We start from the raw sequence: 25,813 nt of genomic DNA, 5'->3' as shown, positions 1-25,813 counted from the left end.
TTGGTTGCCGGCCGTTGTTCTTTTACCCTGCGGGACGTGATGCCCAAATGCATGAAGCCGAAAACCGCGGGCGGTTTTCGGCTTCATGCACGGCTCTTGTTCGTGCGGGGTGGCTACGCGCCGAAGCGACCTTCGCGTGGCGGCATCGCCGGCACGTCGATATGGGTGGGAGCAAGTCCCTTTCGAGCGCGATCGGCCATCATCTCGAAAGCGGCTTCGAGATGGCGACAATAGCGCTCGGAATCAAATAGCGGCTTTTCGAAACGGTTTTTATCCAGTCGCTCGCTGTATTCCACCGCCTTCTGCGGGTTTTCATAAAGCTCTACGGCCAGACGGAAATACTCGTTTTCGTTCCTGGCGACCATTTCCGGCAAGCCGATCGCGCGCAGCAGGCTTTCCGTCACGCGCGAGGAAAAATGGGTGCCTTTTTTCGTCAGCACGGGAAGGCCGGCCCAGAGTTGCTCGGATGTGGTCGTATGGCCGTTACAAGGGAACGGATCGAGGCCGACATCGGCGAGCGTGATGCGCGACAGATGTGCTTCGTAAGGCACCATCTTGGTAAAGACGATGCGGGAAGCATCAATGCCCGACGAGGTGAATTTACGCAGGATATTGGTCTCTGCCTCGCGCGATTTGACCATCACCCACAGCACGCTTTTGGGCGTCGCCTTGAGAATGCGGATCCACAGGTCGATCGTTTCCATCGAGATTTTGCGCGTCGCGTTGAACGAGGCGAAGACGAAAGCATCCTCCGGCAGACCGGCTTCGGCACGGGTGAACATATCCGTCCTGGCTTTGGCCTGGTTGGGATTGTTCGGTTGGTAGTTTTCCGGCAGACGGCAGAACTTTTCCCAATAATGCGGTTTGGATTTGTCGGGTAACACCGAATTGTCGCCGATGATGTAGTCGAGATCGACATTGACGGTGGTGCCAGGGAAGCCCAGCCAGGCAACCTGCACTGGCGCGGCGACCTGATTGAGGATGAAGGCACGTCCGCCGCGGGTATGGCCCTTCATCTCGACCAGAATGTCGATATCGTGGTCGCGGATTGTCTGGGCGGCTTCTGCATTGGTCATGTCCCTGATGGAAACGACCTTGCCCCATTTCTCGCGGGATGCGCCATCCATCAGATGTTTCGGGTCGGTGTAGCAGAAAAGGGTGATGTCAAAACGATCGCGGTCATGCGCCTCCAGCACGGCGCCGCACAGTTTCATCGTGGCATGATGCTGCCAGAAATCCGAGGACAGATAACCGATGCGGATTTTCTTGCCCCATGCGTGCGGTGTGGTCAGGCGCTTCTCAGGATTGCCGGCCGGGAAGGCGTCGGCGATATGGCCGATTTTCTTGTTGATCGCTTCATCGCCCAGCCACATCAAATTGTAGAAGGGGGAATCGACCCGCATCAGCTTCTGGGTGTCGTTTTTGAGAATGCGCGCCAATTGCGGCTGAAGCCGCTGCATTTCCTCGTAATTATTGATCTCGCGATGGGAGACCAGATGCGCCATGATGACGGGCAGGCTTCTCGGCATTTTGGCAAGCAGGGCACCCAGTGCCGCGCGTTCGGTATTGTCTTCAGGAGAGCCTGTCAGAAGAAGGAAAGCGAGATTGTTGTGTTTGCTATCTTCGCTGGCCGCCAGCACCGGCAGGAATGCCCGTGTGACTTCCTTTTCGCCGCGCTTGTAAAGCAGGCTGACGATCATGAAGGCAAGATCGGCATCCCTGCCAGCCCGTTGCAGAAGCGGCAGGCCGAGGCTGAGAGCGAGATCGTCCTGACCGATCTCGATATAAAGCTTCATCGCCTCGATATAATAATCTTCGGAGCTTGAACCGCCCTGTTCCGCGGCGAGCGTATAGGTGCGTGCCGCGTCCTCCTTGAAGCTGAGGGCAACAAGGGTTTTTGCCAGGAGGGCGTATGTCTCGGCGTCCTTCGAATAATCCAGCAGCCTGTTGAGGGCGCCCAACGCGTCGGTATAGCGACCGCATTGAAAACTTTTGGAAGCATCGGCAAACAGGGTCTGCGGGGTCAACGGTAAACTCCACGAATTATGGTTTACAAAGAGTAACCGCCGGCAAAAACGCGGAATACTCCCAGTTTTCAGCCATAATCGGCCAAGCTTGCTCGAAGCCGGTGCCTCGCGACGGGAAAACGATCGCATTTATGATTTATCGCAAGCGCCCGCTTAAGGAATCCGAAATCATTGTTTGCGAGTGTCAGCCTCACATGACGGGTTTGGTTTTCTCCAGCGGGAGGAGCCGAGTGGGCATGAAGCCAGACGTCATCGCCGGTAATTACAGCCCGGTATGTCCCCCACCGTATTCTGTTTAAAAGGGACTAAATTCTATGACCAGCATTCTCACCAACGCCGGTGCAACCGCCGCTCTGTCCACGCTCCGTTCGATCAACTCGGACATGGAGACCACCCAGAGCCGCATCTCGTCGGGCTACAAGGTCGAAACCGCTTCGGACAACGCTGCTTACTGGTCGATCGCCACCACCATGCGTTCGGACAACAAGTCTCTCTCCACCGTTCAGGACGCTCTCGGCCTCGGCGCTGCCACGACCGACGTAGCCTACACGGCTCTGGAAGCTTCGATCGACGTCGTCGACGAGATCAAGGCCAAGATCACCGCCGCTTCCGAGCCGGGCGTTGACAAGGACAAGATCCAGAAGGAAATCACCCAGCTCCAGGACCAGCTGCGTTCGATCGCCAAGTCGGCATCGTTCTCCGGCGAAAACTGGGTCTACCAGGACGAAACCAACGTTGCCGGCACGCAGTCGATCGTTGGTTCGTTCAACCGTGACTCTGAAGGCAATGTCAGCCTGACCACGCTCGACTTCGACACCTCGAAGTCCTCGCTGATCCAGGTCGACTCGGCTGGCGCTGACGTCACCACCGCTGGCGGCGGCCTGTTGTCCTCCGTTATCGTTTACACGGACGAAGAAGGCAGCACGGCAACGACCGGCTTCTCGGTTCTGTCGCTCGACGTCAGCACTGACGACCTGACCGAAGCCCTGAAGGCAATTGATACGGTTCTGCAGGACATGACGGATGCAGCTGCTGACGTTGGTTCGATCAACAGCCGTATCGACATGCAGACGGACTTCGTCGCCGACCTGATGGACTCCATCGACACCGGCGTCGGCAAGCTCGTCGATGCGGACATGAACGAAGAATCGACCCGCCTCAAGGCTCTGCAGACGCAGCAGCAGCTCGGCATTCAGTCGCTGTCTATCGCCAACTCCTCGACGCAGAACATCCTGTCGCTCTTCCAGTAAGATCGATTTCATCTGCAAGAATAAGATCGCGCTCCTCCGGGGCGCGATTTTTTTTGTTCTGGTGCTCTGCACCATCGAGCCTCTCTGGGAAAATCAACGGGAATCGTAACTTCCTGACAATATTAAGAATATCGCTTGTTCGATTTACCCTTCGTTAAGGACGTTATGGTTAATTGGTCTCACTCAAGAGGGTGCGTTACGGCGAAAACAAGTCGAGACGAGCATGATGCAGCTCACCCCTTGCCGGAGAGAAACCGGAGTCTGTTTTATCAAAATCAGTTCGTACTGAGAGGCATCAATTCATGACCAGCATCATCACAAACACCTCGGCTATCGCCGCCCTGTCGACCCTCCGTTCGATCAACACCGACATGGAGACCACCCAGAGCCGCATTTCGTCGGGTTACGAAATCGAGACTGCCAAGGACAACGCTGCCTACTGGTCGATCGCGACGACGATGCGTTCGGACAACAAGGCACTCTCCACCGTACAGGATGCTCTCGGCCTTGGCGCTGCCACGTCCGACGTTGCCTACACCGCTCTGGAATCCTCGATCGACGTCGTCGACGAAATCAAGGCCAAGATCACCGCTGCTTCCGAGCCGGGCGTTGACAAGGACAAAATCCAGAAGGAAATCACCCAGCTTCAGGACCAGCTGCGCTCGGTTGCCAAGTCGGCATCGTTCTCCGGCGAAAACTGGGTTTACCACGACGAAGTCAATGCTGCGGCAACCGAATCGATCGTCGGTTCGTTCAACCGCGACGCCCAGGGCAATGTCAGCCTGACCACGCTCGACTTCGACACCTCGAAGTCTTCGCTGATCCAGGTCGACTCGGCTGGTGCTGACGTCACCACTGTTGGCGGCGGTCTGCTGTCTTCCTACATCGAATACATCGATGCCGACGGCACCACGGCAACCACCGGCTTCTCGGTTCTGTCGCTCGACGTCAACACTGACGATCTGACCGAGGCGCTGAGCGCAATCGACACGGTTCTCCAGGACATGACGGACGCAGCCGCTGACGTTGGTTCGATCAACAGCCGTATCGACCTGCAGGCCACTTTCGTCGCCGACCTGATGGACTCCATCGAAACCGGCGTCGGCAAGCTGGTCGACGCGGACATGAACGAGGAATCGACCCGCCTCAAGGCTCTGCAGACGCAGCAGCAGCTCGGCGTTCAGGCTCTGTCGATTGCCAACTCCGCTTCGCAGAACATCCTCACGCTGTTCCAGCAGTAAGCTTCACAAATCTCGAAAATTCGAAAGGTCGCGCCAACAGCGCGGCCTTTTTTCGTTGGTGTCTGAAGAGATATAGTGTCGGTTATCGGTTTTTTCTGTCGAAAGCGGCTTCGAAACTGGTCCGAAGCTTAACCCGGCCTTAATCTAGGTTAAAAAACCGTATTGCATTAACACCTCATTAACCATATCAGCGTTAACCGTACATTAAGAACGTACGGGCCGGTCAACAGGGCAAAATGTCTGACCGGTGAGCATGACGCTTCCGCACGTTGCCGGCACCGCTCCGGTATGTCCCGTTATCCTCCAGGGGCATTTTCTCCAGATGACCAGCATTCTTACCAATACCGGCGCCATGGCGGCGCTGCAGACCCTGCGTTCGATCAACTCCGACATGGAGACGACGCAGAACCGGATTTCCTCGGGTTACCGGGTCGAAACCGCCGCAGACAACGCTGCCTACTGGTCGATTGCGACCACGATGCGGTCTGACAATTCGGCTCTCTCCACCGTGGAAGATGCCCTCGGCCTCGGCGCTGCCAAGACGGATACCGCCTATACGGGTCTGGAATCCGCTATCGACGTCGTGACTGAAATCAAGTCGAAGATCACCGCTTCCCGCGAGCCGGGTGTCGACAAGACGAAGATCGACAAGGAGCTTTCGGAGCTCAAGAACCAGCTGTCCTCGATTGCCGAATCCGCCTCGTTCTCTGGTGAGAACTGGCTCTACAACACGGCAACGGCCGGTATGCCGACCAAGGAAATCGTCGCCTCGTTCAACCGTTCCACGGATGGTTCGGTGTCGCTGACCACCTTGAATTACGACGCAGCAGAATCGGTCATGATCGATACGTCCAGCGCCGGCCGCGGCATCCTGACCAAGGACTGGACGATCACGGATGAGACCGGCGCCACCATGGGGACCTACTTCCTCATCGATGCCGGTTCCACCGATCCGGCGACCGGTACCGAAATCAAGCTTGACGAAACCACCACCGACACCGAAGTCGACGGCATGCTGAATGCGGTCGAACAGATGTTGCAGCAGCTGACGGATTCGGCCGCCAACCTCGGTGCGGTCAGCAGCCGTATCGATCTGCAGACCACATTCGTCTCGACCCTGATGGATGTGATCGACAAGGGCGTGGGACGACTGGTCGATGCGGATATGGATGAAGAATCGACACGCCTGAAGGCACTGCAGACACAGCAGCAGCTCGGCATCCAGGCACTCTCGATCGCCAACACCAACGCCCAGAACATCCTTACGCTGTTCCAGCAGTAAGCCATTGCCATATGCTGCAGCGCCATCCGCGCGTCATTTCAGACGCGTGGCGCTGCAGGGGAGGCGGCCGGCTTCCCATTTTTCTTTTCCTTGTTTTATCGCCGAGCCCCGGTCATCGGCAACGGCGATGCTGGACCGCGCTTTTGCCCTGTCGCGGTCCAGCACCTTCATTTTCGCACAAGTTTGACCGCTTAGGTTTGCCGCAAATGTTACCTGCAGGAGGCTTGTTTGCCACTTGTCAGTAATCCGCTCTTAATCGGGACAGCGCAATGATTGCAGTGGCGAATTCCCGGTCTCACCTCGCATGCGCATGCGGTTGGACCGGATATCAGGGCAAAGTTCACGGAGTACACGCATGAGCGCGTCGATCGCCCGTTACCTCAAGGATTTTGGTGAGCCGCAGCCGGCTCCCGCCATGCTGACACCCGAATTCGATCTCGGCGGCATGAGTGATGATTTCGACTTTCCCGCCGTCGAGGAAGAACCGGCAGTGGATGTCGCGGCCGAGCGTGCCGAGGCGCATGCCGAGGGGTTCGAGGCTGCCCACGCCGAGGTCATGCAGAAATGGGCAGATGACAAGCAGGCTCTCGAGGCCGCTCATGCCGCCGAGATTGCAGCCCTGCGCGAACGTTACGAGACACAGGCTGCCGAGAAGATCGAGGCAGGCCTGAATACCATTGCCGCACGGCTTGCCGCGGCGATCGGTGAACAGACGGCCGGTGCACTTGTGCCATTCCTCGAAGAATCGCTGGCCAACAAGGCCGTAGACGAACTGGCGGATCTCATCCGCAAGGCCATGTTCGATGGCGACATCGGTACGATCACCGTGTCCGGGCCGGGCGAAATGTATGAAAAACTGAAAACGGCGCTCGGTTCCGATGCGCCGGTTCTGCGTCATGTCGAAGCCGATGATCTCGATCTCTCGGTCGATATCGATGGCAGCGTACTCGTCACCCGGCTGTCTGCCTGGGCGGCGAGCCTGAGAAAGGTGCTCGGATGAGCGACAATCACCACCACGGCAAGAACGAGATCATCGTCGTCAAGAAGCACAGCGGTGGCCACGATGCCCACCACGGCGGTGCGTGGAAGATCGCCTATGCGGACTTCATGACGGCAATGATGGCTTTCTTCCTGGTCATGTGGCTCGTCAACGCTGCCAACGAGGAAACCAAGGCTTCGGTCGCCAGCTATTTCAATCCGATCAAGCTGTCCGACGAGACCCCGGCCAAGAAGGGGCTTGAAAAGCCCGTCGATACGTCGGAAGGCCAGGAAAAGAAGGACCGTTCGCAGGTCAAGGCCGACGAGGGGCATACTGTCGGCTCCGCCGCGGCGACCGGCGAAGACCTGACCTCCAGCGCCGGTGACCAGCAGAATTATTCGGAAGCCGATTTCTTCGAAAACCCGTATTCCGTTCTGGCCGAGATCGCCCAGGAAGTCGGACAGCAGGCCAATGTAAGCGCCAAGGGCGAGGGCGGTGCATCGACCTCCGGTCCCGCGACCGGCGCCGATGGCGGCGAAGCCTATCGTGATCCCTTCGATCCGGATTTCTGGACCAAGCAGATCCAGGTGATCCGCGCCGAAGGCACCGAGACCAAGAGCGAGGCCGCCGCAAAAACCGAGGCTGAAAAGGCCGCCGAGGCGCAGTTGCACCAGCAGCAGGCCAGCGCGGAGCCGGTCGATCCGTCGAAGCCCGTCGAAATGCTGCCGGAAACGCCGAAGGCACCGCAGACGCAGGCCAAGGACCAGTCGGCAGACCAGATTGCCACTGTTGTTCCGCAGCCGCGCCCCGATCCTTCGCAGGTGAAGCAGGATGCTGCCGAGCCGCAGGCAAGCGCCGAGGAGAAGAAGCAGGCGGAAGAATTGCGTGAAGCCATCGAGCAGCAGATCGCCGGCATTTCCGGCCGTCTTGCCGAAGGCCTCGAAGTGACACCGTCCGAAGGCGGATTGCTGGTGACGATTTCCGACCAGAACAACACGCCGATGTTCAATCTGTCATCTGCCGTGCCGCGCCGCGAAATGGTTCTGGCTATGGAAAAGATCGGCCAGATCCTCAAGGATCGCAAGGGTGACGTCGTCATCCGCGGTCATACCGACGGCCGACCGTTCACAACCGAAGGCAATGACAACTGGCGCCTGTCGTCGGCGCGTGCGCACAGCGCCTATTTCATGCTGGTCAAGGGTGGACTTGAGGAAGATCGCGTCAAGCAGATCTCCGGTTTCGCCGATCGTCGCCTGCAGGTGCCGGATGATCCGTTCGCGGATTCCAACCGTCGTATCGAGATCCTTCTCGAAGCAGCCAAGGGGTAATCATGGCGCGCCTTCCGCATCGTCTTTTATGGCTGGCTTCGGTCGCCTTTGCAGCGGTATCGCTGCAAAGCGCTTCCGCGCAGCAGGAAGGCGAAAACCTTGCTCCATACCAGATGCTGCGGTCGCTCCAGTTCGTGCAGGATACGGTCGTTACCGGCGATCATTCCGCCGGCGAGATGCAGCGTTACATGATCGGGGCGATCGACAAGCGTCTGCGTTCGGTCGATCCATCCGTCTATTCCGATCCACGCAATGTCGATGCGGCGCTGATCTATGCGATGAGCGGCGGCAATCCGTCGACACTCGAATACCTCGTCTCCCGAGATGTTGCCGGCAATTTCGACAACCGTGTTTCCGATGTCCTGCGCAAATATCTGGCCGGTCAGGGCATGCTGGTGGCCAATTCTCTGAAGGCCATGGTGCCGGAATACAGGAACGAACGGATCGGTCCCTACCTGGCGCTGGTGGCTGGCAATGTCGCCATCACCAACACGCCGCTCGAAGCGCTTGAACTTTACGACTGGGCGCGTTTGACGGCGCCCGGCACGATCGTGGAGGAGGCGGCCCTGCGCCGTTCCGTCTCGATCGCCGTCGAGGCCGATATGGTCGACAAGGGGCTGGCCTATTCGCGCAAATATGCGCGGCGTTATGTTCATTCGCCTTATGCCAGTCAGTTCGCCGATCTTTTCGTGCTTCTGGTGGTGCGCCATTACGGTAAGGAAATTGCCGCGCCCGATATCGAAGGCACGCTTGCCTTCATGGATGCCGATCGCCAGCGCGAAGTCTATCTGCGCATCGCGCGTCAGGCGGCGATTGCCGGCAAGAACGATCTGGCCCGTTATGCATCCGAACAGGCAACCGGCATCAAGGGCGGCGCGGACGACCGTAACGCCGAACAACTGGCCCGCCTTTATGGTGGCATGGCCGATATTCCGAGCGACAAGGTCGGTGATGCGATGAAAGCGATCACCGATCTGCCGGAGGAGACCTTGTCTCCGGCGGATCAGGCGTTGCGGGCGGCGGCACAGGCCATCGCCGATGCGGTGGTTCGTCCTCCTGTCGCAGCGAATGTCAGCGCCGAAAGCCTGGAGCAAGACACAGGCGTCAATGTCGTGCCAACACAAGACTCGGTCCCCAAAACCGCGTCATCCGCCAATGATGTGAGCGGATCAGGCTCTGCCCCCGGTGCAACACCGGCAGGTAACGCGACGAAGTACGATGCCGACTTCCAGACCTATGTCGATAGGGGCCGTTCGACACTGACTGCGATCGACGATCTGCTGAAGGAAGAAGGTACTTTGCAATGATCAATGCTGAGGTGACGGCAAGGACCGGTGCGTCTGACGCGACCGGTGCGGTGAGAGGCTTTGCCGGAAAACAGGGCAGCGAAGGCGAAAAGAGCGGATTTTCCGATGCGCTCTCCAACGTCGGCGGCGGCTCCCGCAAGCATGATGACAGCGCTTCCAAAAGCGAGGCTGAAACGCCGGAAAATCTGGCGGAAGGCGCGGAAGGGACTGAGGATACGGTTCCATCCAAGGGGAATGACGTACTGGACCTGACGGCCCGCGTCCTCTTCGGCAAAACGGTAGAGACCGGGCGCGGCTCCACATCCGTCAAGGACGTTCTTGGCGAGAGCAAGACGGCTGCGCAGACGACGGACGGCAAGGATGCCGCCGCAATCTTCGTGGACGCCAAGCCTGCCAAGGTCGATGCCACAACCTCTTCCAAAACCACCAAGGCGAAGGCCGCCGAAGACACCGAATCGAAAACCGATGAAAAAGTGTCCGACACCGATGATACTGTTGCCGCAGGCAATGAGACGGGCCTGAGCGAGGTTCTCTCGCTTCTGGCCGGCGGAGCGGCTGTCGAAACCGTTGCAAACACCACTCCACGCCAGACTGGTCAGGTGCGTGAACGCGGGGAAACGCGTGGCGACAAGACAGTTGGATCGGCCACGGAAGGGCGTTCAGCACAGGCATCCTCGGCGTCCAAGGCTTCCGATGAACTCGAAATGCCTACGGATAGCGATGCTGCCCTTGTGGACGAGCGTACGTTCCGGCTTTCGTCCGGGCGCGGAACCGGCCAGAGCGTCGATATGAAGATCGGCACCGATGAGCAGGGCAAGGTCGGCTTCGAGGCGAAGGCTGCCGGAAACGGCAATGCCGAAAACGTCGTCGTGCTCGATTCGCGTCGTTTTCTCGGTTTCGGCCAGAGCGCCAATGGCGCGGCTTTGACCGCCGCCATGTCCGACGACAAGACTTGGGCCGCCGCGATGAGTTCCGGCGCCTCGCTGGGCGATCCGCTGGCATCCAGCACCAGCAATGTCGTCAATACACTCAAGCTGCAGCTCAACCCGCATGACCTCGGCTCCGTCACGGCCACGTTGCGGCTGACAGGCGAAACACTCAGTGTTCATCTGACGGTCGAGAACCACGCCGCTCATCGGGCCCTCAGCGACGACAGTTCCGGCATGATCGAGGCTTTGCGCTCGCAGGGCTTCTCCGTCGATCAGGTCACCATCAGCGTGGCATCCACCACCCAGTCGGATACGTCCGGCCAGCAGCAACAGCAGTCCGGCCAGTCGGCACAGCAGCAGGCGGCCGCGAATGAAGGACGTCAGGGCAATGGTGCTGCACGCGAGCAGAACCAGGCCAATGGTCAGTCCACGACAGGCGAAAGCGCAAGAGGCACGAATGAACCGGTATCCGACACTGTCGCTGCTGGCAACGCTCGCCCTGATCAGCTCTACCTCTGACGCGCCAAAGGCGGCTGGTCTCTTCTCCACGCCGGCACCATCGGCGCAGGCTGTTGCACCGGTCCCCGCGGCCATCCAGCCCCCCTCGGTCACCCGGCCCAAGGTCAGTGCGCAACCGCCTGCCGCCGGCTCAGGGGTCTGTGAGGCGGTGATCCAGGCTGCTGCCGCCAAATACGGCATACCGGAAGGTATTCTCTATTCTGTCGGGCTGACGGAAACCGGGCGCAAGGGAAGCCTTTATCCCTACGCCATGAACATCGAGGGCAAGGCATTTTTCCCGCCAAGCCAGCAGGAGGCGATGCAGAAGTTCCGGGAGGCGCGCAGTGAGGGCAAGAAGCTGATCGACATCGGCTGCATGCAGATCAATCACCATTTCCATGGCGAAAATTTTGCGTCGGCAGAGCAGATGTTCGATCCTCGCCTCAATGTCGAGTATGCCGCGAAGTTTCTCAGCAACCTTCATAACCGCCACGAGACCTGGACGATGGCGGTAGCAAGATACCACGCCGGACCCAATAACGACCCCGCCCAGAAGCGCTATGTCTGCCGCGTCATCTCCAATCTGGTTGCAACCGGCTATGGTAGCTGGACCGGAACAGCCTCTCAATTTTGCCGTGGATGACTATTCTCGGTTGATTGACCGTTGTCGATTTCGAGCGGTTGGTAACGATGTTCACGTTTTGGCCCCTGTACCTCTCGCAAGGCTAAATTTAGGCATCGTTAACTTTTTCCACTGAAAATTTGTATCGACCTTTGATGGACCCACTACATCTAGTGCAAATCGCGTGGCCGATCTTAATCAACTATTAAATTCTATGGTTAATTTTACCCAGTTGTTCGGGATTCGCTCGATTCGTACTCATGGCTCATCGAGGTGCCACAAGTGATTCGGAGGCGGACGAATGATCGTAGTGGTTGATGAACGTGAACTGGTGAAAGAGGGATACACATCCCTGTTTGGACGTGAGGGCGTGCCCTCTACTGGGTTTGATCCCAGCGAGTTCGGTGAGTGGGTCAACACAGCAGCGGATACCGACATTGCGGCGGTGGAAGCATTTTTGATTGGACAGAGCGATCGTGCTCTCGAACTGCCGCGGGCCATCCGCGATCGTTCGCAGGCTCCGGTGATCGCGGTTAGCGACCAGCATTCGCTGGAAGCAACACTTGCGTTGTTCGACAGCGGCGTCGACGACGTGGTGCGCAAACCTGTCCATCCCCGCGAGATCTTGGCTCGCGCAGCGGCGATCCGTCGCCGTCTGAAGGCACTGTCCACCCATACGGATGTCGGCGCGATCCGCGTCTTCTCCGATGGTCGTGATCCGGAAATCAACGGCGAAATTTTTGCCTTGCCGCGCCGCGAGCGCCGCATTCTGGAATATTTGATTGCCAACCGTGGCCGTCGCGTTTCGAAGACCCAGATCTTCAACGCCATCTACGGCATCTTCGACGAAGAGGTCGAAGAGAACGTCGTGGAAAGCCATATCAGCAAGCTTCGCAAGAAGCTTCGCAAGAAGCTCGGCTTCGATCCTGTCGATTCCAAGCGCTTCCTGGGCTATTGCATCGACTGGAACTAACTATCAGATTTATTTAGAAAAAAAGGCCGGTGTCCGAAAATGGAGACCGGCCTTTTTCGTTTCTGAAAATGTGAACACGTTCTGATCGAAACCATCCTCAAAGGCCAAAACAGACAGCTTCACGCAAGGCCCGTCATCTAGGGTCACCACTATAGGCAAAACGAGGATTTGAGATGAGCCTTTACGGAACTATGCGGACGGGTGTGTCCGGGATGAATGCGCAGGCAAACCGGCTCAGCACGGTTGCCGACAACATCGCCAACTCGAGCACCGTCGGCTACAAAAAGGCCTCGACGCAGTTCTCGTCGATGATCCTGCCGTCTTCGAACGGCTCGTACAATTCTGGTGGCGTCAACACCACGGTTCGTTATTCGATCAACGACCAGGGTTCGTTCACCTACACCACTTCCTCGACCGATCTTGCCATCAACGGCGAAGGTTTCTTCATCGTCAGCGGCTCCGACGGTTCTAACTACCTGACCCGCGCCGGCAATTTCGAAGTGCAGCCTGACGGCTCGCTGATGAACGCAGCCGGCTTCACGCTGATGGGCTACCCCTATTCATCGACCACCGACCCGACCATCGTCATCAACGGTTTCGACGGTCTTGAGGAAGTCAACGTTCAGGCTGGCGGCATGAGCTCGACGCCTTCGACGACCGGTGTCGTCTCGGGCAACCTGCCGTCTGGTGAAGCAGTCGGTTACACGAAGTCGTCCTCGCTCGTCGCTTATGACAGCCAGGGCAACTCCCGTCTGCTCGATCTTACCTACACCAAGAATGCAGACAACGAGTGGACGCTTGACGTCAGCTACAAGGACGACGTCGGCACCGTAAACGCGCTGGGCACGTATGCACTGGAATTCGATTCCACCGGCAAGCTCACCACGCCGGCATCCGGCACGATCTCAACCACTGGCCTGACTATTGCCGGTGCTCAGCTGAATGGTCTCGATATCGACCTCAGCGACATGTCGCAGCTCGGTGCCGCCTATTCGATCAAGGGCAATATCAACGGCCAGGCGGCCAGCGCCGTCGACAAGGTCGAGATCAGCGAAGATGGTATCGTTTCCATTCTCTACAAGAACGGCCAGTCCATGCCTGCCTATCGTATCGCGATGGCAAGCGTGCAGAGCCCGAACAACCTGACGCCGCGCGAAGGCAACGTCTATTCGCAGAGCAATGACTCGGGCGTTATCGTCATGGGTTATGCCGGAAACAGCGGTTACGGTTCGATCCTCTCGGGCGCGCTGGAAGATTCCAACGTCGATATCGCCGAAGAACTCACCGGCATGATCGAATCGCAGCGCAACTACACCGCAAACTCGAAGGTCTTCCAGACCGGTTCCGAATTGCTCGAAACCCTGGTCAACCTGAAGAGATAAACCGCGGGAATGACACCCGCAAAGGTTAGATAAATGTCGATTAGTTCAGCGATTTCCACTGCCCAGCAGATCTTCAACAACACCGGCACGCAAACGGCGGTGACGTCGACGAACATCGCCAATACCCAGAACGCCAACTATGCGAAGCGCACTGCGGTCCTGGTGAGCAATGGCAGCGGGGCGCTGGTCGCCACGACAACGCGCGAACAGAACGAACCTTTGCTACGACAGACCATCGCCAGCACATCGCTGGCGAGTGGTCAGGCTACTCTGGCGACGGGTCTCGAAGAGATCCGCAGCCTGCTCGGCGGCAACGACTACGAAACGTCGATGAGCACGAAGATGACGACGTTGCTCAACAACCTCGGCGCCTACGCGGCCAAGCCGAGCGAGTCGACCCTTGCTGCCACGGTCGTGTCGTCTGCCCAGGATGTCGTTAATACGCTGAACACGACCTCTACCGAACTGCAGGCAATCCGCGCCAGGGCGGATGCGCAGATCAAGACGCAGGTCGATGACCTCAACAACCTGCTTGCCCAGTTCGAGACTGCCAATACGGCCGTCATGCAGGCCGCAGCGGTAGGCAAGCAAAACAACGACGCGCTCGATACGCGCGACACTCTGGTCAAACAGATCTCGGAGATCGTCGGTGTTTCCTCGACTGTTCGCGTCGGCAATGACATGGCGCTGTACACGAGTGATGGCACGACCCTGTTCGAAACCATTCCGCGCGCCGTCAGCTTTACCGCCACCAAGACCTATACCGCAGCAACGGACGGTTATGCTGTCACCATCGACGGTGTCGCGGTCAAGGCCGGCGTCGGCGGCGATACCAGTGCCAGCGGTTCGCTGCAGGCGCTGCTGCAGATCCGCGACGAGGTTGCCCCGACCTACCAGAGCCAGCTCGACGAGATTGCGCGCGGCCTGATTGTTGCCTTCGCCGAAACCGGCCCGAACGACGATCAGCCGGCAATGGCCGGTCTCTTCACGAATGGTGTCGACAGCACGGTCGATGATACCGGTCTGGCACAGGTCGGGCTTGCGGCTGCCATATCCGTTAACACTGATGTCAAAGACACGCCGACTCTGCTGCGTGACGGCGGTATCAATGGAACAGCTTATGAATGGAATCCGACGTCGGCCAGTGGTTATTCGACGCTGATCGACCATTATTCGCTGACAATGCAGGCCAAGCGGACTTTCGACGAGACCACAGGCGTTGGCGGCACCGATATCGACCTGATGTCCTATGCATCGGACTCGACCGGCTGGCTCGAAGCCCTGCGCAGTTCATCGACCACGGCCACCGAAACCAAGTCCGCAATGCAGTCTCGCGCTGCGGAAGCCCTGTCCAGTGAGACGGGTGTCAGCCTCGATGAAGAGCTTTCGCTGCTTCTCGACATCGAGCAGTCCTACAAGGCAGCAACGAAGCTCGTAAGTACCATCGATGAAATGATGAGTGCGCTTCTAACCGCAGCGGGTTGATCATGAAGACCTCCTTTAGCTCTACGCATTCCATCCAGACGACGCTTTTGCAGACCATGGCAAAAGCACAGAACGATCTCGCCAAGGCCAATGAAGAGGTGACAACCGGCGTTTACGCCGACCTCGGCGTCGAGCTTGGTGCACAGACATCGCGCAGCCTCGATCTTTCCCGCGACATGCTGCGGATCGAATCGCAGATGACGACGAATTCCATTGCCACGCAGCGCCTGACCTCCTCGGAAGAAGCGCTCTCGCAGCTTGCTGATATCAGCCAGAGCGTCATGGACTCGCTGGTGGGTTTCAGCAGTTCCTCGACCACGCTCGACGTGGCGCGGTCGACGATCACCTCGGCGCTCAACACCTTCACGGATGTCGCCAATACGTCGGTCAGCGGTGAATACCTGTTTTCCGGCACCAACAGCGACGTCAAGCCGATGCTGTCCTACACGGAAGAAGGCTCGCCGATGGCAGCCGCCGTTGACGATGAGCTGGACGCCTATCTCCTGTCGCAGGGCCTGACTTCGGCTTCGCAGATGAGTGCCGGCCAGATGAGCGATTTCCTCACCGGCCTGGAAGCGACCTTCAACGACGATGCGTTCTGGACGACCTACGCGTCGCAGTCCAGCGACACCAACATTACCAGCCGCATCAGCGCCACCGAAGTGGTCGACACGTCGACCAATGCCAACGCCCAGGGTTTTCGCAGCTTCGTCTTCGCGTCGGTCGTCTCGTCCAAGTTCCTCACCGGCGAAATTCCCGAGGCAACGCGCGTGGCGGTCACGGACAGCGCGACTGCCGCCATCGGCAAGGCGATTTCCGGTATCAACGACCAGCGCTCCACCATCGGCCTGTCGACCGAACGCGTTACCAAGGCGACGGATTCGCTGTCCGACCAGAAATCGATCATCGAAACGCATATCAACGAGCTGCAGGGTGTCGATGTCTATGAGGCATCGACGCGGGTCAGCGCGCTGCAGTCTCTTCTTGAGGCTTCCTACACTTTGACCTCAAGGATTCAGCAGCTGAGCCTTGTGAACTACCTTTGATGAAAAAGGGTAGAGAATTGAAAATAAAGGGTACATGAATGTTCCAGTTTTCATATGCCGAGATCATGAAGGATGACGTCGCCGACGCCAAAGCGCGTGAACGGCAGACGCTCGATCGGTCGATCGAACTCCTTCAGGCTGCTCAGGCAAACAAGGACCACTCCCGGTCCACAGTCGATGCGCTGTTCTACACAAGGCGCGTCTGGATCAGGTTCATAGAGGACCTGCGGCAACCGGAAAACGAACTGAATACCGAACTGCGCGCCAATCTGATCTCCATCGCCATCTGGATCTTGAAGGAATGCGAAAAGATCAGGCGGCGCCAGTCCGATAATTTCCAAGGCATCATCGACGTAACCACCATCATCAGGGATGGCATTAAATGAAAAGCACTCTGCGTATCTCGCTCAAGTCTGGCGAACGAATCTTCATCAATGGTGCGGTTCTGCGCGTCGATCGTAAGGTTGCCCTGGAATTCCTCAACGACGTCACCTTCCTTCTGGAAAACCACGTCCTTCAGCCCCAGGATGCCAACACGCCTTTGCGCCAGCTTTACTTCATCGCCCAGATGATCCTGATCAACCCCGAGGGTAAGGATCAGTCGATGGCGATGTTCAAGAAGTCGGTCGCCATGCTTTTGACCTGCTTCCAGGACTCCGACGTTCTGGCGGAACTGAAGCGCATCGATGCCATGGTCGCCTCCGGCCGCGCCTTCGATGCCCTGAAAGCCATTCGCAACCTCTACCCGACCGAAGACCGCATTCTCAACAACAACGAGATCGCTCCGGCCATGGTCGAGAACATTCGCAAGGAAATCGCGCCATGGCGGTAGATGCAGTCACCACGACCACGTCGGCATCCAACCCGTGGGCAAATGCCGGTGCGTCGGACACGGATGCCAACAAGGCCAGCGTTGATTACGACAGCTTTCTTCAGTTGTTGATCGCGCAGATGAAGAACCAGGACCCGACGGATCCGATGGATGCGTCCGAACAGGTTTCGCAGCTGGCATCGTTCTCGCAGGTCGAACAGACCATCCAGACCAACAAGCACCTGAAGAGCATGCTTCAGGCCGAAGCCCTGACCAAGGCCGGCGACATGGTGGGCAAGTACATCATGAGCGCCGACGACAAGACCATGGGCAAGGTCAAGGAAGTCCAGGTTTATGCCGATGGCGTCATCGCCGTCACCGAGAAGGGCGACAAGGTTCTGGTTCAGGCCGGCGTTGTTCTTTCCGATACGGAAATTACTGCCGACACCAAGACCGATAGCGCCACCGATAGCTCGACGGAACAGGAGCAGAGCAGTACATAGTGCTGACGCTAAGGCCGCAGATGATTCGCGGCCCCGGAGAGCTCCAATGAATGAAGCCGACGCCCTCGAGATCCTGCAGGCGGCGATCAGGACGGTCCTGATCGCTTCCGGCCCCGCCGTTCTGGCGGCAATGATCGTCGGCGTCGGCATCGCCTTCCTGCAGGCGTTGACGCAGATTCAGGAAATGACGCTCACCTTCGTCCCGAAGATCGTCGCCATCCTCCTCACCATCGCCATTTCCGCTCCTTTTATCGGCGGCCAGGTCTATCTTTTCGCGGAACTCGTCTTCTCCCGCGTGCAATCCGGCTTCTGATGCCGGTTCACGGATCGGGCCATCCTCGCGCAAGCTTCGTTCTCTAAGACCCATGGTGAACTGGCGGGGTTGTGTATCCCGTCGCCTTCTCATGAAGAGACGGAAGACCCATGGCGCAACCACCTGCACTGTCCATTCCGAAGGTCGCCCCGAAAGGGCGTGATATCGGCCTCGCGCTCGGTATCATCGGGATTCTCTGCATCCTTTTCCTGCCGATCCCGACCTTCCTGATCGACCTCGGCCTGGCTTTCTCGATCGCATTTTCGGTGCTGATCCTGATGGTGGCGCTGTGGATCCAGAAGCCTCTGGATTTCTCGTCCTTCCCGACCATTCTCCTGATTTCGACGATGGTGCGCCTGTCGCTCAACATCGCGACGACCCGTGTCATCCTTTCGCACGGTCACCAGGGGCATGATGCGGCCGGTGGCGTCATCGCGGGTTTCGCCAATCTCGTCATGTCCGGCGACTTCCTGATCGGTCTGATCGTCTTCCTGATCCTGATCACCGTCAACTTCATCGTCATCACCAAGGGCGCCACCCGTATCGCGGAAGTCGGCGCCCGCTTCACCCTCGACGCCATTCCCGGCAAGCAGATGTCGATCGATGCCGACCTTGCATCGGGTACGATCGACGAGAAGGAAGCGCAGCGCCGCCGCTCCGAGCTCGAAGAAGAAAGCATGTTTTTCGGCGCCATGGACGGTGCCTCGAAATTCGTGCGCGGCGATGCGATCGCCGGCCTGATCATCACCGCCATCAACATCTTTGGCGGCATCATCATCGGTTATTTCCGCCACGGCATGGAAATCGGCGAGGCCGCCGACGTTTTCGTCAAGCTCTCGGTCGGTGACGGTATCGTCTCGCAGATCCCGGCGCTGATCGTGTCTCTTGCTGCGGGCCTTCTGGTGTCGCGCGGCGGCACTGCCGGCCCGACCGACAAGGCGCTGGCCGAACAGCTCGGCGGTTATCCGCGCGCACTTGGCATGTCGGCCGGCCTGATGATTGTTCTGGCGGTCGTGCCGGGCCTGCCGATGCTTCCCTTCCTCGCACTTGGCAGTGCTCTGGGCTTTGGTGCCTGGTACATTCCCCGTCAGCTGGAAGCGGAAAACAAGCTGGCGCGCGAGACCGAAGAGAAGAAGGTCGTCCAGACCAAGGAAGCCGAACGTGACTCTGTCAAATCGGCTCTGAAAACCGCCGAAATCGAACTGGCGCTCGGCAAGCAGGTCTCCACCCGTCTGCTGGGTGCCCATCAGGAACTGGCCTTCCGCGTCGGCAAGATGCGCAAGAAGTTTGCCAGCCAGTACGGTTTCGTCGTTCCCGAGATCAAGGTTGCCGACGATATCGGCATTCCGGAAAAGTCCTACCAGATCCGCATTCACGGCACGACCATTGCGTCCAACACGCTGCGCGTCGGTGATGTCATCGTCGTCACCGGTTCCGGCCGCAAGCCCTCCATTCCCGGCGACGACATCCGCGAACCCGCTTTCGGCATGCCGGCGGTGGCGATCCTCGAAACCTTCGCCGAAGATCTGAAGCGCGAAGGTTTTCACCCGATCGACAACGTCTCGGTGGTGCTGACGCATCTGTCCGAAGTGATCCGCAACAACCTGCCGCAGCTTCTGTCCTACAAGGACCTGAAGATCCTCATCGATCGCATGGACCCGGAATACAAGAAGCTGGCGGACGAGATCTGCTCGTCGCACATGTCCTATTCGGGCCTGCAGGCGGTGCTGAAACTGCTGCTGGCCGAGCGTGTCTCGATCCGCAACCTGCACCTCATCCTCGAAGCCGTTGCCGAACTTGCACCGCATGTGCGCAAGACCGAACAGATCGTCGAGCATGTCCGCGTGCGCATGTCGCAGCAGCTCTGCGGCGATCTGGCCGACAATGGCGTGCTGCGTGTGCTTCGCCTCGGCAGCAAGTGGGATATGATCTTCCACCAGGCGCTCAAGCGCGATGCCAAGGGTGAAGTCGTCGAATTCGACATCGATCCGCGCGCACTGGAAGAGTTTTCCGAGCAGGCCAGCCAAACAATCCGTGAATTCATGGATCGTGGCCTGCCTTTCGTTCTTGTCACGTCGCCGGAAACACGCTCCTATGTCCGCATGATCATCGAGCGTCTGTTCGCAACGCTTCCGGTCCTTTCCCATGTGGAACTGGCCAAGGGGCTGGAGATCAAGATTCTCGGCGCCATTTCGTGACGGTGCGCGCGGCCGCACAAGGCCGCGCAAAAACCGTCTCAAGGAAGTTTTCATGTTCAGCGGTCCGATAGACGCGCAAGGCATCATACTGACGCTGTTCCTGTGCTTTTGTCGCATGGGCGCCTGCATCATGGTCATGCCCGGTTTTTCCAGCGCGCGTCTGCCGCCGCAGCTCAGGCTTCTGCTGGCCGTCGCGGTGTCGCTGGCCATCATGCCGGTTCTCTGGGACACCATCTATCCGCGCGTCGCCAATCCGGGCCCGGCCTATGTCGGCCTGATCGTCTCGGAAGCATTTGTCGGCGTCATCTATGGCCTGATTGCCCGCATCTACGTCATCGGGCTGCAGTTCGCCGGCACGATCATCAGCCTGTCCATCGGCTTCAACGCACCGGGTGGCACCGACGTGCTGGAAGACATGCCTGAAAACCAGTTGATCAACCTGATCAGTTTCGGCGGTCTGATGGTGTTGTTCCTGCTCGATTTTCACCACATCATGTTCCGGGCGCTGGTCGATTCCTATGGTGTGACGCCGGTCGGTGCGATCATCGAACCGCAGAAGATGCTGATCACGCTCACCGATACGCTGCGCGCCTCGACGATGATCATGATGCGGCTGGCCGGTCCCTTTCTGTTGTTCGGCATGATCTTCAACATCGCCATCGGCTTGATCAACAAGCTGGCCCCGCAGGTGCCGGTGTCGTTCATCTCGGCGCCGTTCCTGTTGTTTGGCGGGCTTTTCCTGCTTTATCTTTCCATCGGCGCGATGGTTCGGCAGTTTGCCGAAGGTTTCGTGCCGGTCTTCACGTCATTCTGAGGAGTGAAACATGGCCGGCGGCGAACAGACACGATCGAAAAAGCTCAAGCGCCTCGTCAATCTGCAGCGGCATATGGAAAAGATGGCCGAGAATGATCTGGCCGCCACCGGCCGCCAGATCGTCGAGGTCAATCAGTCCAAGGAACAGGTGATCGAGGCCATCGGTTCGATGACACCGATCCACATGCAGTTTTCGCATAATTACGCCGGCCGCTTCGGCAGGCTGATGGTGCGCGAGAAGCAGTTGACCGATATCCAGAAGGCGCAGGAAGTGCGTGTCATCAAGGAGCGCACCAAGGGCGACCGGCTGGAGGACCAGATGAAGGAAGCCCGTGAGGCGGAGGATCGGGAGAAGGACGACAACGCCATCTACGACCTGCTGGAAATCACTCTGGCGACCGGCGGCACCAAATCCTACTGACGTAAACATTTGGCATCTGTCAGTTTTTGCGGAATTTTCCGCTTAAAATCGACTTTCTGGATCCACGCCAGCCTGCAGCAAGCTTCACCCGGCATAGTCCGCTCCAAGTTTTCTTATTTCAGGAGCTGACGTGGCTATATCTCCTCCAAGCGACCTCGTGCTTGACGTGCTTCGCGCCGCCGACCCGACGGACGTTCAGGCAGCGCAGGCCAAGCTTAAGGCCAACAAGGCAGCATTTGCCGCCAACAGCCTTGCCGAGGCCGGCGCAGGCTTTGGCGCAGCACTAGACACATCGGCCTTCAAGGCCGGTCTCGGTCGCGTCGATAAATCCGCAAAGACGGCTGAAATGCCCGAGGAATATCGCAAGTTCGAGGCGACGATCCTGCAGAACTTCGTCAACACCATGATGCCGAGCGACAGCGAAAACGTCTACGGCAAGGGGTCGGCCGGCGAGTTCTGGAAGAGCATGATGTCGGAACAGATTGCCGACAGCATGTCGAAGAAGGGTGGCATCGGCATTGCCGAGCAGATGTATTCGCAGGCGCTTGATCGCCTGGATACCAAGAAGGCGCTCAACGCCACGACGGATGAAGACGATCGCGCCCGCGCAACCAGCATGATCGAAGATTTCCAGCGCAAGACGTTGAGCACGGAAGAAATGAAGCAGGGGGAGGTTTGATATGACAAAAGCAGGAATGGAACATATGGAAATGGTTTCCAGTGATTATCGCATCAAGACGGTTCTCGGCCGCCTGGAGATGATCATCGACAACGAAAACCAGCGGATCGGTCACGATCCCGAGTTCGACTTCAAGGTATCGAACGCCCACAAGAGCCGCTGCCTTTACGAACTGACCATGCTGTTTCGCAGCTCCGACCCCAAGGAACTCGCCACCAACCACGTCGATCAGCTGCATGCGCTGAAGGCCAAGCTCAAGGTCAATGCCCGCCGCGTCGAAGCCCATCTCAATGCCGTGCGTACGGTTGCCGATCTCTTGAAGAATGCCGTGCGCGATGCAGACGGCGACGGTACCTATACGCAGGAACAGTTCTTTTATAGCGAGGCCTGATGGTCAAGCTCATCCTCACCGGTCTCTGGGTCTGCGTCGTCACGCTCGGTGCCGTCTACTTCTCCGTCAAGGCAGCGGCTCCGCCGCCGCCGCTGGATGAAGAGGCGCAGCGACTTGCCAGCATGCAGGTCGTGAAGGGCGAAGTGATCAATGTGCCGCTGCTCGCCAACGGTGCGGTCAACGGCTATTTCATCACCCGCATTTCCTTCCTGATGGACAAGGAAAAGATGCATGTCGTCGCCCAGATGCCGCTGACGGAGATGATGACCGACGAGCTTTATACGCTGCTCGTCGGCAACAAGATGATCGATCTTGCCAATACCAAGGCGTTCCAGCTCGACGCCTTCAAGCAGAAGATCAAGGACGGCCTCAACCAGAAAATGGGCGACGGCACCGTTACCGACGTGATGGTCGAGCAGATCGACTATCTCGGCAAGGACGATATCCGCGACAATACCACGCGTTCGGCCAAGAACCAGGTCGCCCCGACCAAGATCGTCGAGGGCACGCCGGTCGCAGCACCTGCCGCCGCGAGCGGTCACTGACCAGACAACCGCACAGGCCTTGGAAATAGGGCCTGTGCGTTCTGGTTAATCAGCTCTTAAAATCTGTCATCGGATTGGAATGGTTCGTTTAAACGCGATTTCATCATCGCGTGATACAGCTTGTCGCATGCTTCCACCTGGCTGAAATGGCGATGATGCGACCCGCTCCACTTCCGATTTCCCGACCTGCTCATTCCGGTGTTTTCGCGCGTCTCGAACCGAAAGGCGAGTGGACTGCCGCAGCCTATCCGGACGGTTTTCGCAAGCTGTTTGGCGTGCAGATCTGCGATATGGAATGGACCGAGGCTCTCACCTATGTGGAGCTGATCTCCAACCTGCGGCAAAACCCGCGGACCTTGTCCTTCATCGACGGCCAGACCGCGCTTCGCCTTCCCATCGACGCCGATTGCCGCGCCGTTCTTGGCAACCGCATCCTGTTGCCGGCCAGCCGCACGCTGGCATTGATGGCCCGTTGGCAGGGCGGTGGGCCGCTGAAAACCAGTTTCGACGCCGCACGGTTCGTGGATGCGCTGCTGACCTTTGTGCCGCGTTGCCATGTCGCTCTGGTCGGCAGCCGCTTTGCGCGGCTTGACGCGACGCGTCAGCATCTGTCGCAACATGCTCCCTGGCACATGTTTTCCATCGTCCGGGCCGCGGATATCGGCGGCGGTATCGTTGAAAACAGTGCCGTTGCCGGCTTTGTCGGCGCCGTGCCGGATCTGGTGATCGTCGATGCCGATGGTTACGAGGATGAGGCCCGTTTCGAAAAGGCCGTGGGTCTGCGCCACAATGGCCTGATTGTCATGGCCGGAGCAGCCTTCGACAATCGCAACTCCTGATCCATGCCATGTAGGCCTGTTTCTCCATTTTGGTGCGCCCCAGCGCGACGTTAACGATTTGTTTGCCAGAAAACTTTAGCATGTCTTAATCATAGACAAGCGCGGTTCGGCACACATGTTTGCATCGGAACATATCGAGCGATCGCACCCGCTGAACGATGCGGGCAGCGGCAAGACACGCAAGCTGCTGCTGGCGCTCACCACATCGGCACTCGTCGTTGCAGGCGCCAGCGCGCCGCAGCTTCTCGGCCATGATTTCACCCGAAAATACGCTGTCGAAACGACCATCGGTGTCGATGCCGCCGGCCTGTCGAAGACGGAAAAGCAGCGCGCCATTACCGAAGCCGGCAAGGCCGTGCGCTCTGCCGCCAATCTCGATGGCATGGCGCGCAGGCTGGACCTTGGTCGCGATGAGGAATTTGCAGTCGCCGCCCCGAGTGCGCTCGGCGTCGTGTCCGACATCTTGACCGGCAAGGCGATGACGGCCTCTGCCGCCGATGCCAAGCTACGAGAGCATCTTTCCGCCGCCTTTACCGCAACGCCGGACGCAAGCGGCAACCGTATCGTCATTTCCGTCGAAACCACGGATGCGAGAAAGTCGACACGCATTGCCCGCGCCGTTGCCGAAACCTATCAGCGCGAACTTGCGGGCGCCGCGGTGAGTTCGGCCCGCAACCGGACGGCGCAGCTCGAGCGCAGCATGCAGGATGCCGAGGCCGCCGTATCGCAGGCGCTTGCCAACGGCGGGGACCGGCACGAGGAAGAGCGTCTTACTCTTGAGCAGGACATCGCAACGCTGGAAACGACCGTCACGCAGCTTCGCGATGACCTCAAGACCGTCTCCGCGACATCGCTCGCCGATGTGTTGGCCAAATCCCTGTCTTCGGCCTTCGATTATTCCGGCATCGACCAGATGCGCCAGATGCATGTGGATGCCAAGCTGGTTGTGGATCAGCTGTCCGCCAGCCTCGGGCCACGCCATCCACGCCTTCTGGCGGCACAGGCAGCGCTCAGTGAGGTGAGCAGCAAGATCGATGCCGCCCTGAAAAGTCTTTCCTCCTCGCTGAAACAGCGGGAAGCCACTGCAACCAGGGAACTGGCCGAGCTGAAGGCGCGGCAACAGAAGATTGCCGCAACGCCGCCTTCGCCCGAAACGCTGGCCCTTGCCGAGCTGCAGGCCAAAGCCGACAAAGCCCGCAAGGATTATTTCGACTGCGTCCAGCGCCTCGATGCCGTGGCCGTGGCCGGCCCGATTTCCGTCAAGACGGTTGCGCCGGCAAATGCGGCATCGGCCGAACCCGTCGGCCTGCCGATGTGGATGTTGTCAGCCATTGGCGCCGCTCTCGGGCTTGGTTTTGGTGTGGTTCTGGCCTTCGCCATTCCGCGCAGGTCGGAAGACGACGATCTTTATGCCTTGTCCTCCGATGAAGCCGAGGACGACCTGTTCGACGGCGAAGAGATCGATCTGTTGCAGCCGGCTCCGGTCGTTCATGCCGCGCGTGTCGCGCCTCCTGTCGTTGCCGCTGTCGCGACGCAGGATCTATCGGCAAGCGTCTATCTTCACGACGCCGATGCCTATGCTTATGCCGATGAAGAGCGGCAAGAGTTTTTCGAAGACGATTATCCGGTTGCCGCCAACAGTGCCACGCCGCTGGCCGATCGTGTCCGCGAACTGCTGCTGGCCAATCGCATGAGGGAAGAGGACGCCGAAGCACATCTTCCGCCACTCGTTGCCGCCGTCATGTCGGGTGGCGTCAGCGTTGCGCCACACTACGATGGCGAGACGGAAGAGGAAGCGCGCAAGACAGCCGAGCTTCGCCACGACATCATGTCCCTGCGCGAACGGGTTGCCGAATTCAACGAACGCCGCGCCGCCGGGCAGCGCTGATACGCATCCATTCACGTCGCGAATGGTGTATCGTTTGTCCGCCGCGAAGCTTGCCATTCGAT

Annotated in this window: 25 protein-coding genes; 24 read left to right on the top strand and 1 reads right to left on the bottom strand. The window is 58.7% G+C overall.

From position 1 onward, the window contains the following. Positions 1-113: 113 nt before the first annotated feature. Positions 114-2,027, bottom strand: coding sequence for a glycosyl transferase (locus AAIH70_RS05000; protein WP_245519088.1), 1,914 nt, complete (start codon positions 2,025-2,027; stop codon positions 114-116). 314 nt (positions 2,028-2,341) lie between these two features. Here AAIH70_RS05000 and AAIH70_RS04995 point away from each other — a divergent pair, with 314 nt between their 5' ends. The 24 genes from AAIH70_RS04995 (at position 2,342) to AAIH70_RS04880 (ending at position 25,751) form a co-directional block, all read left to right on the top strand. Beyond that, positions 2,342-3,277, top strand: coding sequence for a flagellin (locus tag AAIH70_RS04995; RefSeq protein WP_132272659.1), 936 nt, complete (start codon positions 2,342-2,344; stop codon positions 3,275-3,277). Between the two features lie 302 nt (positions 3,278-3,579). Further along, positions 3,580-4,518: a flagellin gene (locus tag AAIH70_RS04990; RefSeq protein WP_132272660.1), complete on the top strand. Its 939-nt coding sequence runs from the start codon at positions 3,580-3,582 to the stop codon at positions 4,516-4,518. 322 nt (positions 4,519-4,840) lie between these two features. Further along, positions 4,841-5,800 carry a flagellin gene (locus tag AAIH70_RS04985; protein ID WP_132272661.1) on the top strand — a complete coding sequence of 320 codons (960 nt, stop codon included), beginning with the start codon at positions 4,841-4,843 and terminating at the stop codon, positions 5,798-5,800. A gap of 355 nt (positions 5,801-6,155) precedes the next feature. Next, positions 6,156-6,800 carry a hypothetical protein gene (locus tag AAIH70_RS04980; RefSeq protein WP_132272662.1) on the top strand — a complete coding sequence of 215 codons (645 nt, stop codon included), beginning with the start codon at positions 6,156-6,158 and terminating at the stop codon, positions 6,798-6,800. Next, entirely contained in the window at positions 6,797-8,107 is a 1,311-nt protein-coding gene (locus tag AAIH70_RS04975; RefSeq protein WP_132272663.1) for a MotB family protein, read from the top strand. The genes AAIH70_RS04980 and AAIH70_RS04975 overlap by 4 nt, the downstream gene beginning before the upstream one ends. 2 nt (positions 8,108-8,109) lie before the next feature. Further along, positions 8,110-9,414, top strand: coding sequence for a chemotaxis protein MotC (gene motC, locus AAIH70_RS04970; protein WP_132272664.1), 1,305 nt, complete (start codon positions 8,110-8,112; stop codon positions 9,412-9,414). Next, complete coding sequence (locus AAIH70_RS04965) at positions 9,411-10,862, top strand: flagellar hook-length control protein FliK (protein WP_132272665.1); 1,452 nt, start codon at positions 9,411-9,413, stop codon at positions 10,860-10,862. The genes motC and AAIH70_RS04965 overlap by 4 nt, the downstream gene beginning before the upstream one ends. Further along, positions 10,801-11,484: a transglycosylase SLT domain-containing protein gene (locus AAIH70_RS04960; RefSeq protein WP_348639712.1), complete on the top strand. Its 684-nt coding sequence runs from the start codon at positions 10,801-10,803 to the stop codon at positions 11,482-11,484. The genes AAIH70_RS04965 and AAIH70_RS04960 overlap by 62 nt, the downstream gene beginning before the upstream one ends. 280 nt (positions 11,485-11,764) lie before the next feature. Continuing rightward, the gene (locus tag AAIH70_RS04955) at positions 11,765-12,436 is read left to right on the top strand and encodes a response regulator transcription factor (protein WP_132272666.1); all 672 of its coding nucleotides are present in this window, start codon (positions 11,765-11,767) and stop codon (positions 12,434-12,436) included. Between the two features lie 173 nt (positions 12,437-12,609). Continuing rightward, positions 12,610-13,818 (top strand): flagellar hook protein FlgE, encoded by a 1,209-nt coding sequence (locus AAIH70_RS04950; RefSeq protein ID WP_132272667.1) that lies wholly within the window; start codon positions 12,610-12,612, stop codon positions 13,816-13,818. Positions 13,819-13,851: 33 nt separating this feature from the next. Further along, entirely contained in the window at positions 13,852-15,303 is a 1,452-nt protein-coding gene (gene flgK / locus AAIH70_RS04945) for a flagellar hook-associated protein FlgK (protein ID WP_132272668.1), read from the top strand. Between the two features lie 2 nt (positions 15,304-15,305). After that, positions 15,306-16,349 (top strand): flagellar hook-associated family protein, encoded by a 1,044-nt coding sequence (locus tag AAIH70_RS04940; protein WP_132272669.1) that lies wholly within the window; start codon positions 15,306-15,308, stop codon positions 16,347-16,349. A gap of 38 nt (positions 16,350-16,387) precedes the next feature. Beyond that, complete coding sequence (gene flaF / locus AAIH70_RS04935) at positions 16,388-16,735, top strand: flagellar biosynthesis regulator FlaF (protein WP_132272670.1); 348 nt, start codon at positions 16,388-16,390, stop codon at positions 16,733-16,735. Next, the gene (flbT, locus tag AAIH70_RS04930) at positions 16,732-17,181 is read left to right on the top strand and encodes a flagellar biosynthesis repressor FlbT (RefSeq protein ID WP_132272671.1); all 450 of its coding nucleotides are present in this window, start codon (positions 16,732-16,734) and stop codon (positions 17,179-17,181) included. The genes flaF and flbT overlap by 4 nt, the downstream gene beginning before the upstream one ends. Continuing rightward, positions 17,172-17,663 (top strand): flagellar hook assembly protein FlgD, encoded by a 492-nt coding sequence (flgD, locus tag AAIH70_RS04925; RefSeq protein WP_132272672.1) that lies wholly within the window; start codon positions 17,172-17,174, stop codon positions 17,661-17,663. Before flbT ends, flgD begins: the two co-directional genes overlap by 10 nt. A gap of 46 nt (positions 17,664-17,709) precedes the next feature. Further along, positions 17,710-17,976 (top strand): flagellar biosynthesis protein FliQ, encoded by a 267-nt coding sequence (fliQ, locus tag AAIH70_RS04920; RefSeq protein WP_132272673.1) that lies wholly within the window; start codon positions 17,710-17,712, stop codon positions 17,974-17,976. Positions 17,977-18,086: 110 nt separating this feature from the next. Then, entirely contained in the window at positions 18,087-20,174 is a 2,088-nt protein-coding gene (flhA, locus tag AAIH70_RS04915) for a flagellar biosynthesis protein FlhA (protein ID WP_132272674.1), read from the top strand. Between the two features lie 52 nt (positions 20,175-20,226). Continuing rightward, positions 20,227-20,988: a flagellar biosynthetic protein FliR gene (locus AAIH70_RS04910; protein WP_132272675.1), complete on the top strand. Its 762-nt coding sequence runs from the start codon at positions 20,227-20,229 to the stop codon at positions 20,986-20,988. Positions 20,989-20,998: 10 nt separating this feature from the next. Continuing rightward, a complete protein-coding gene (locus AAIH70_RS04905; RefSeq protein WP_132272676.1) occupies positions 20,999-21,409 on the top strand; it encodes a hypothetical protein in 411 nt (136 codons plus the stop codon). 130 nt (positions 21,410-21,539) lie between these two features. Next, positions 21,540-22,088: a rod-binding protein gene (locus AAIH70_RS04900; RefSeq protein WP_132272677.1), complete on the top strand. Its 549-nt coding sequence runs from the start codon at positions 21,540-21,542 to the stop codon at positions 22,086-22,088. Between the two features lie 25 nt (positions 22,089-22,113). Continuing rightward, entirely contained in the window at positions 22,114-22,479 is a 366-nt protein-coding gene (locus AAIH70_RS04895; RefSeq protein WP_132273667.1) for a hypothetical protein, read from the top strand. Continuing rightward, positions 22,479-23,024 (top strand): hypothetical protein, encoded by a 546-nt coding sequence (locus AAIH70_RS04890; protein WP_132272678.1) that lies wholly within the window; start codon positions 22,479-22,481, stop codon positions 23,022-23,024. Before AAIH70_RS04895 ends, AAIH70_RS04890 begins: the two co-directional genes overlap by 1 nt. A 152-nt stretch (positions 23,025-23,176) precedes the next feature. Next, positions 23,177-23,863: a hypothetical protein gene (locus AAIH70_RS04885; protein ID WP_132272679.1), complete on the top strand. Its 687-nt coding sequence runs from the start codon at positions 23,177-23,179 to the stop codon at positions 23,861-23,863. Positions 23,864-23,978: 115 nt separating this feature from the next. Further along, on the top strand, positions 23,979-25,751 hold the full coding sequence (locus tag AAIH70_RS04880) for a hypothetical protein (protein WP_132272680.1): 1,773 nt from the start codon (positions 23,979-23,981) through the stop codon (positions 25,749-25,751). The last annotated feature ends 62 nt before the right edge of the window (positions 25,752-25,813 follow it).

The organism is Neorhizobium sp. BT27B, from assembly GCF_050455485.1.
Taxonomy (GTDB): domain Bacteria; phylum Pseudomonadota; class Alphaproteobacteria; order Rhizobiales; family Rhizobiaceae; genus Neorhizobium.
Note: the sequence above shows the minus strand (reverse complement) of the source record. Positions and strands in the feature narration are given on the sequence as shown.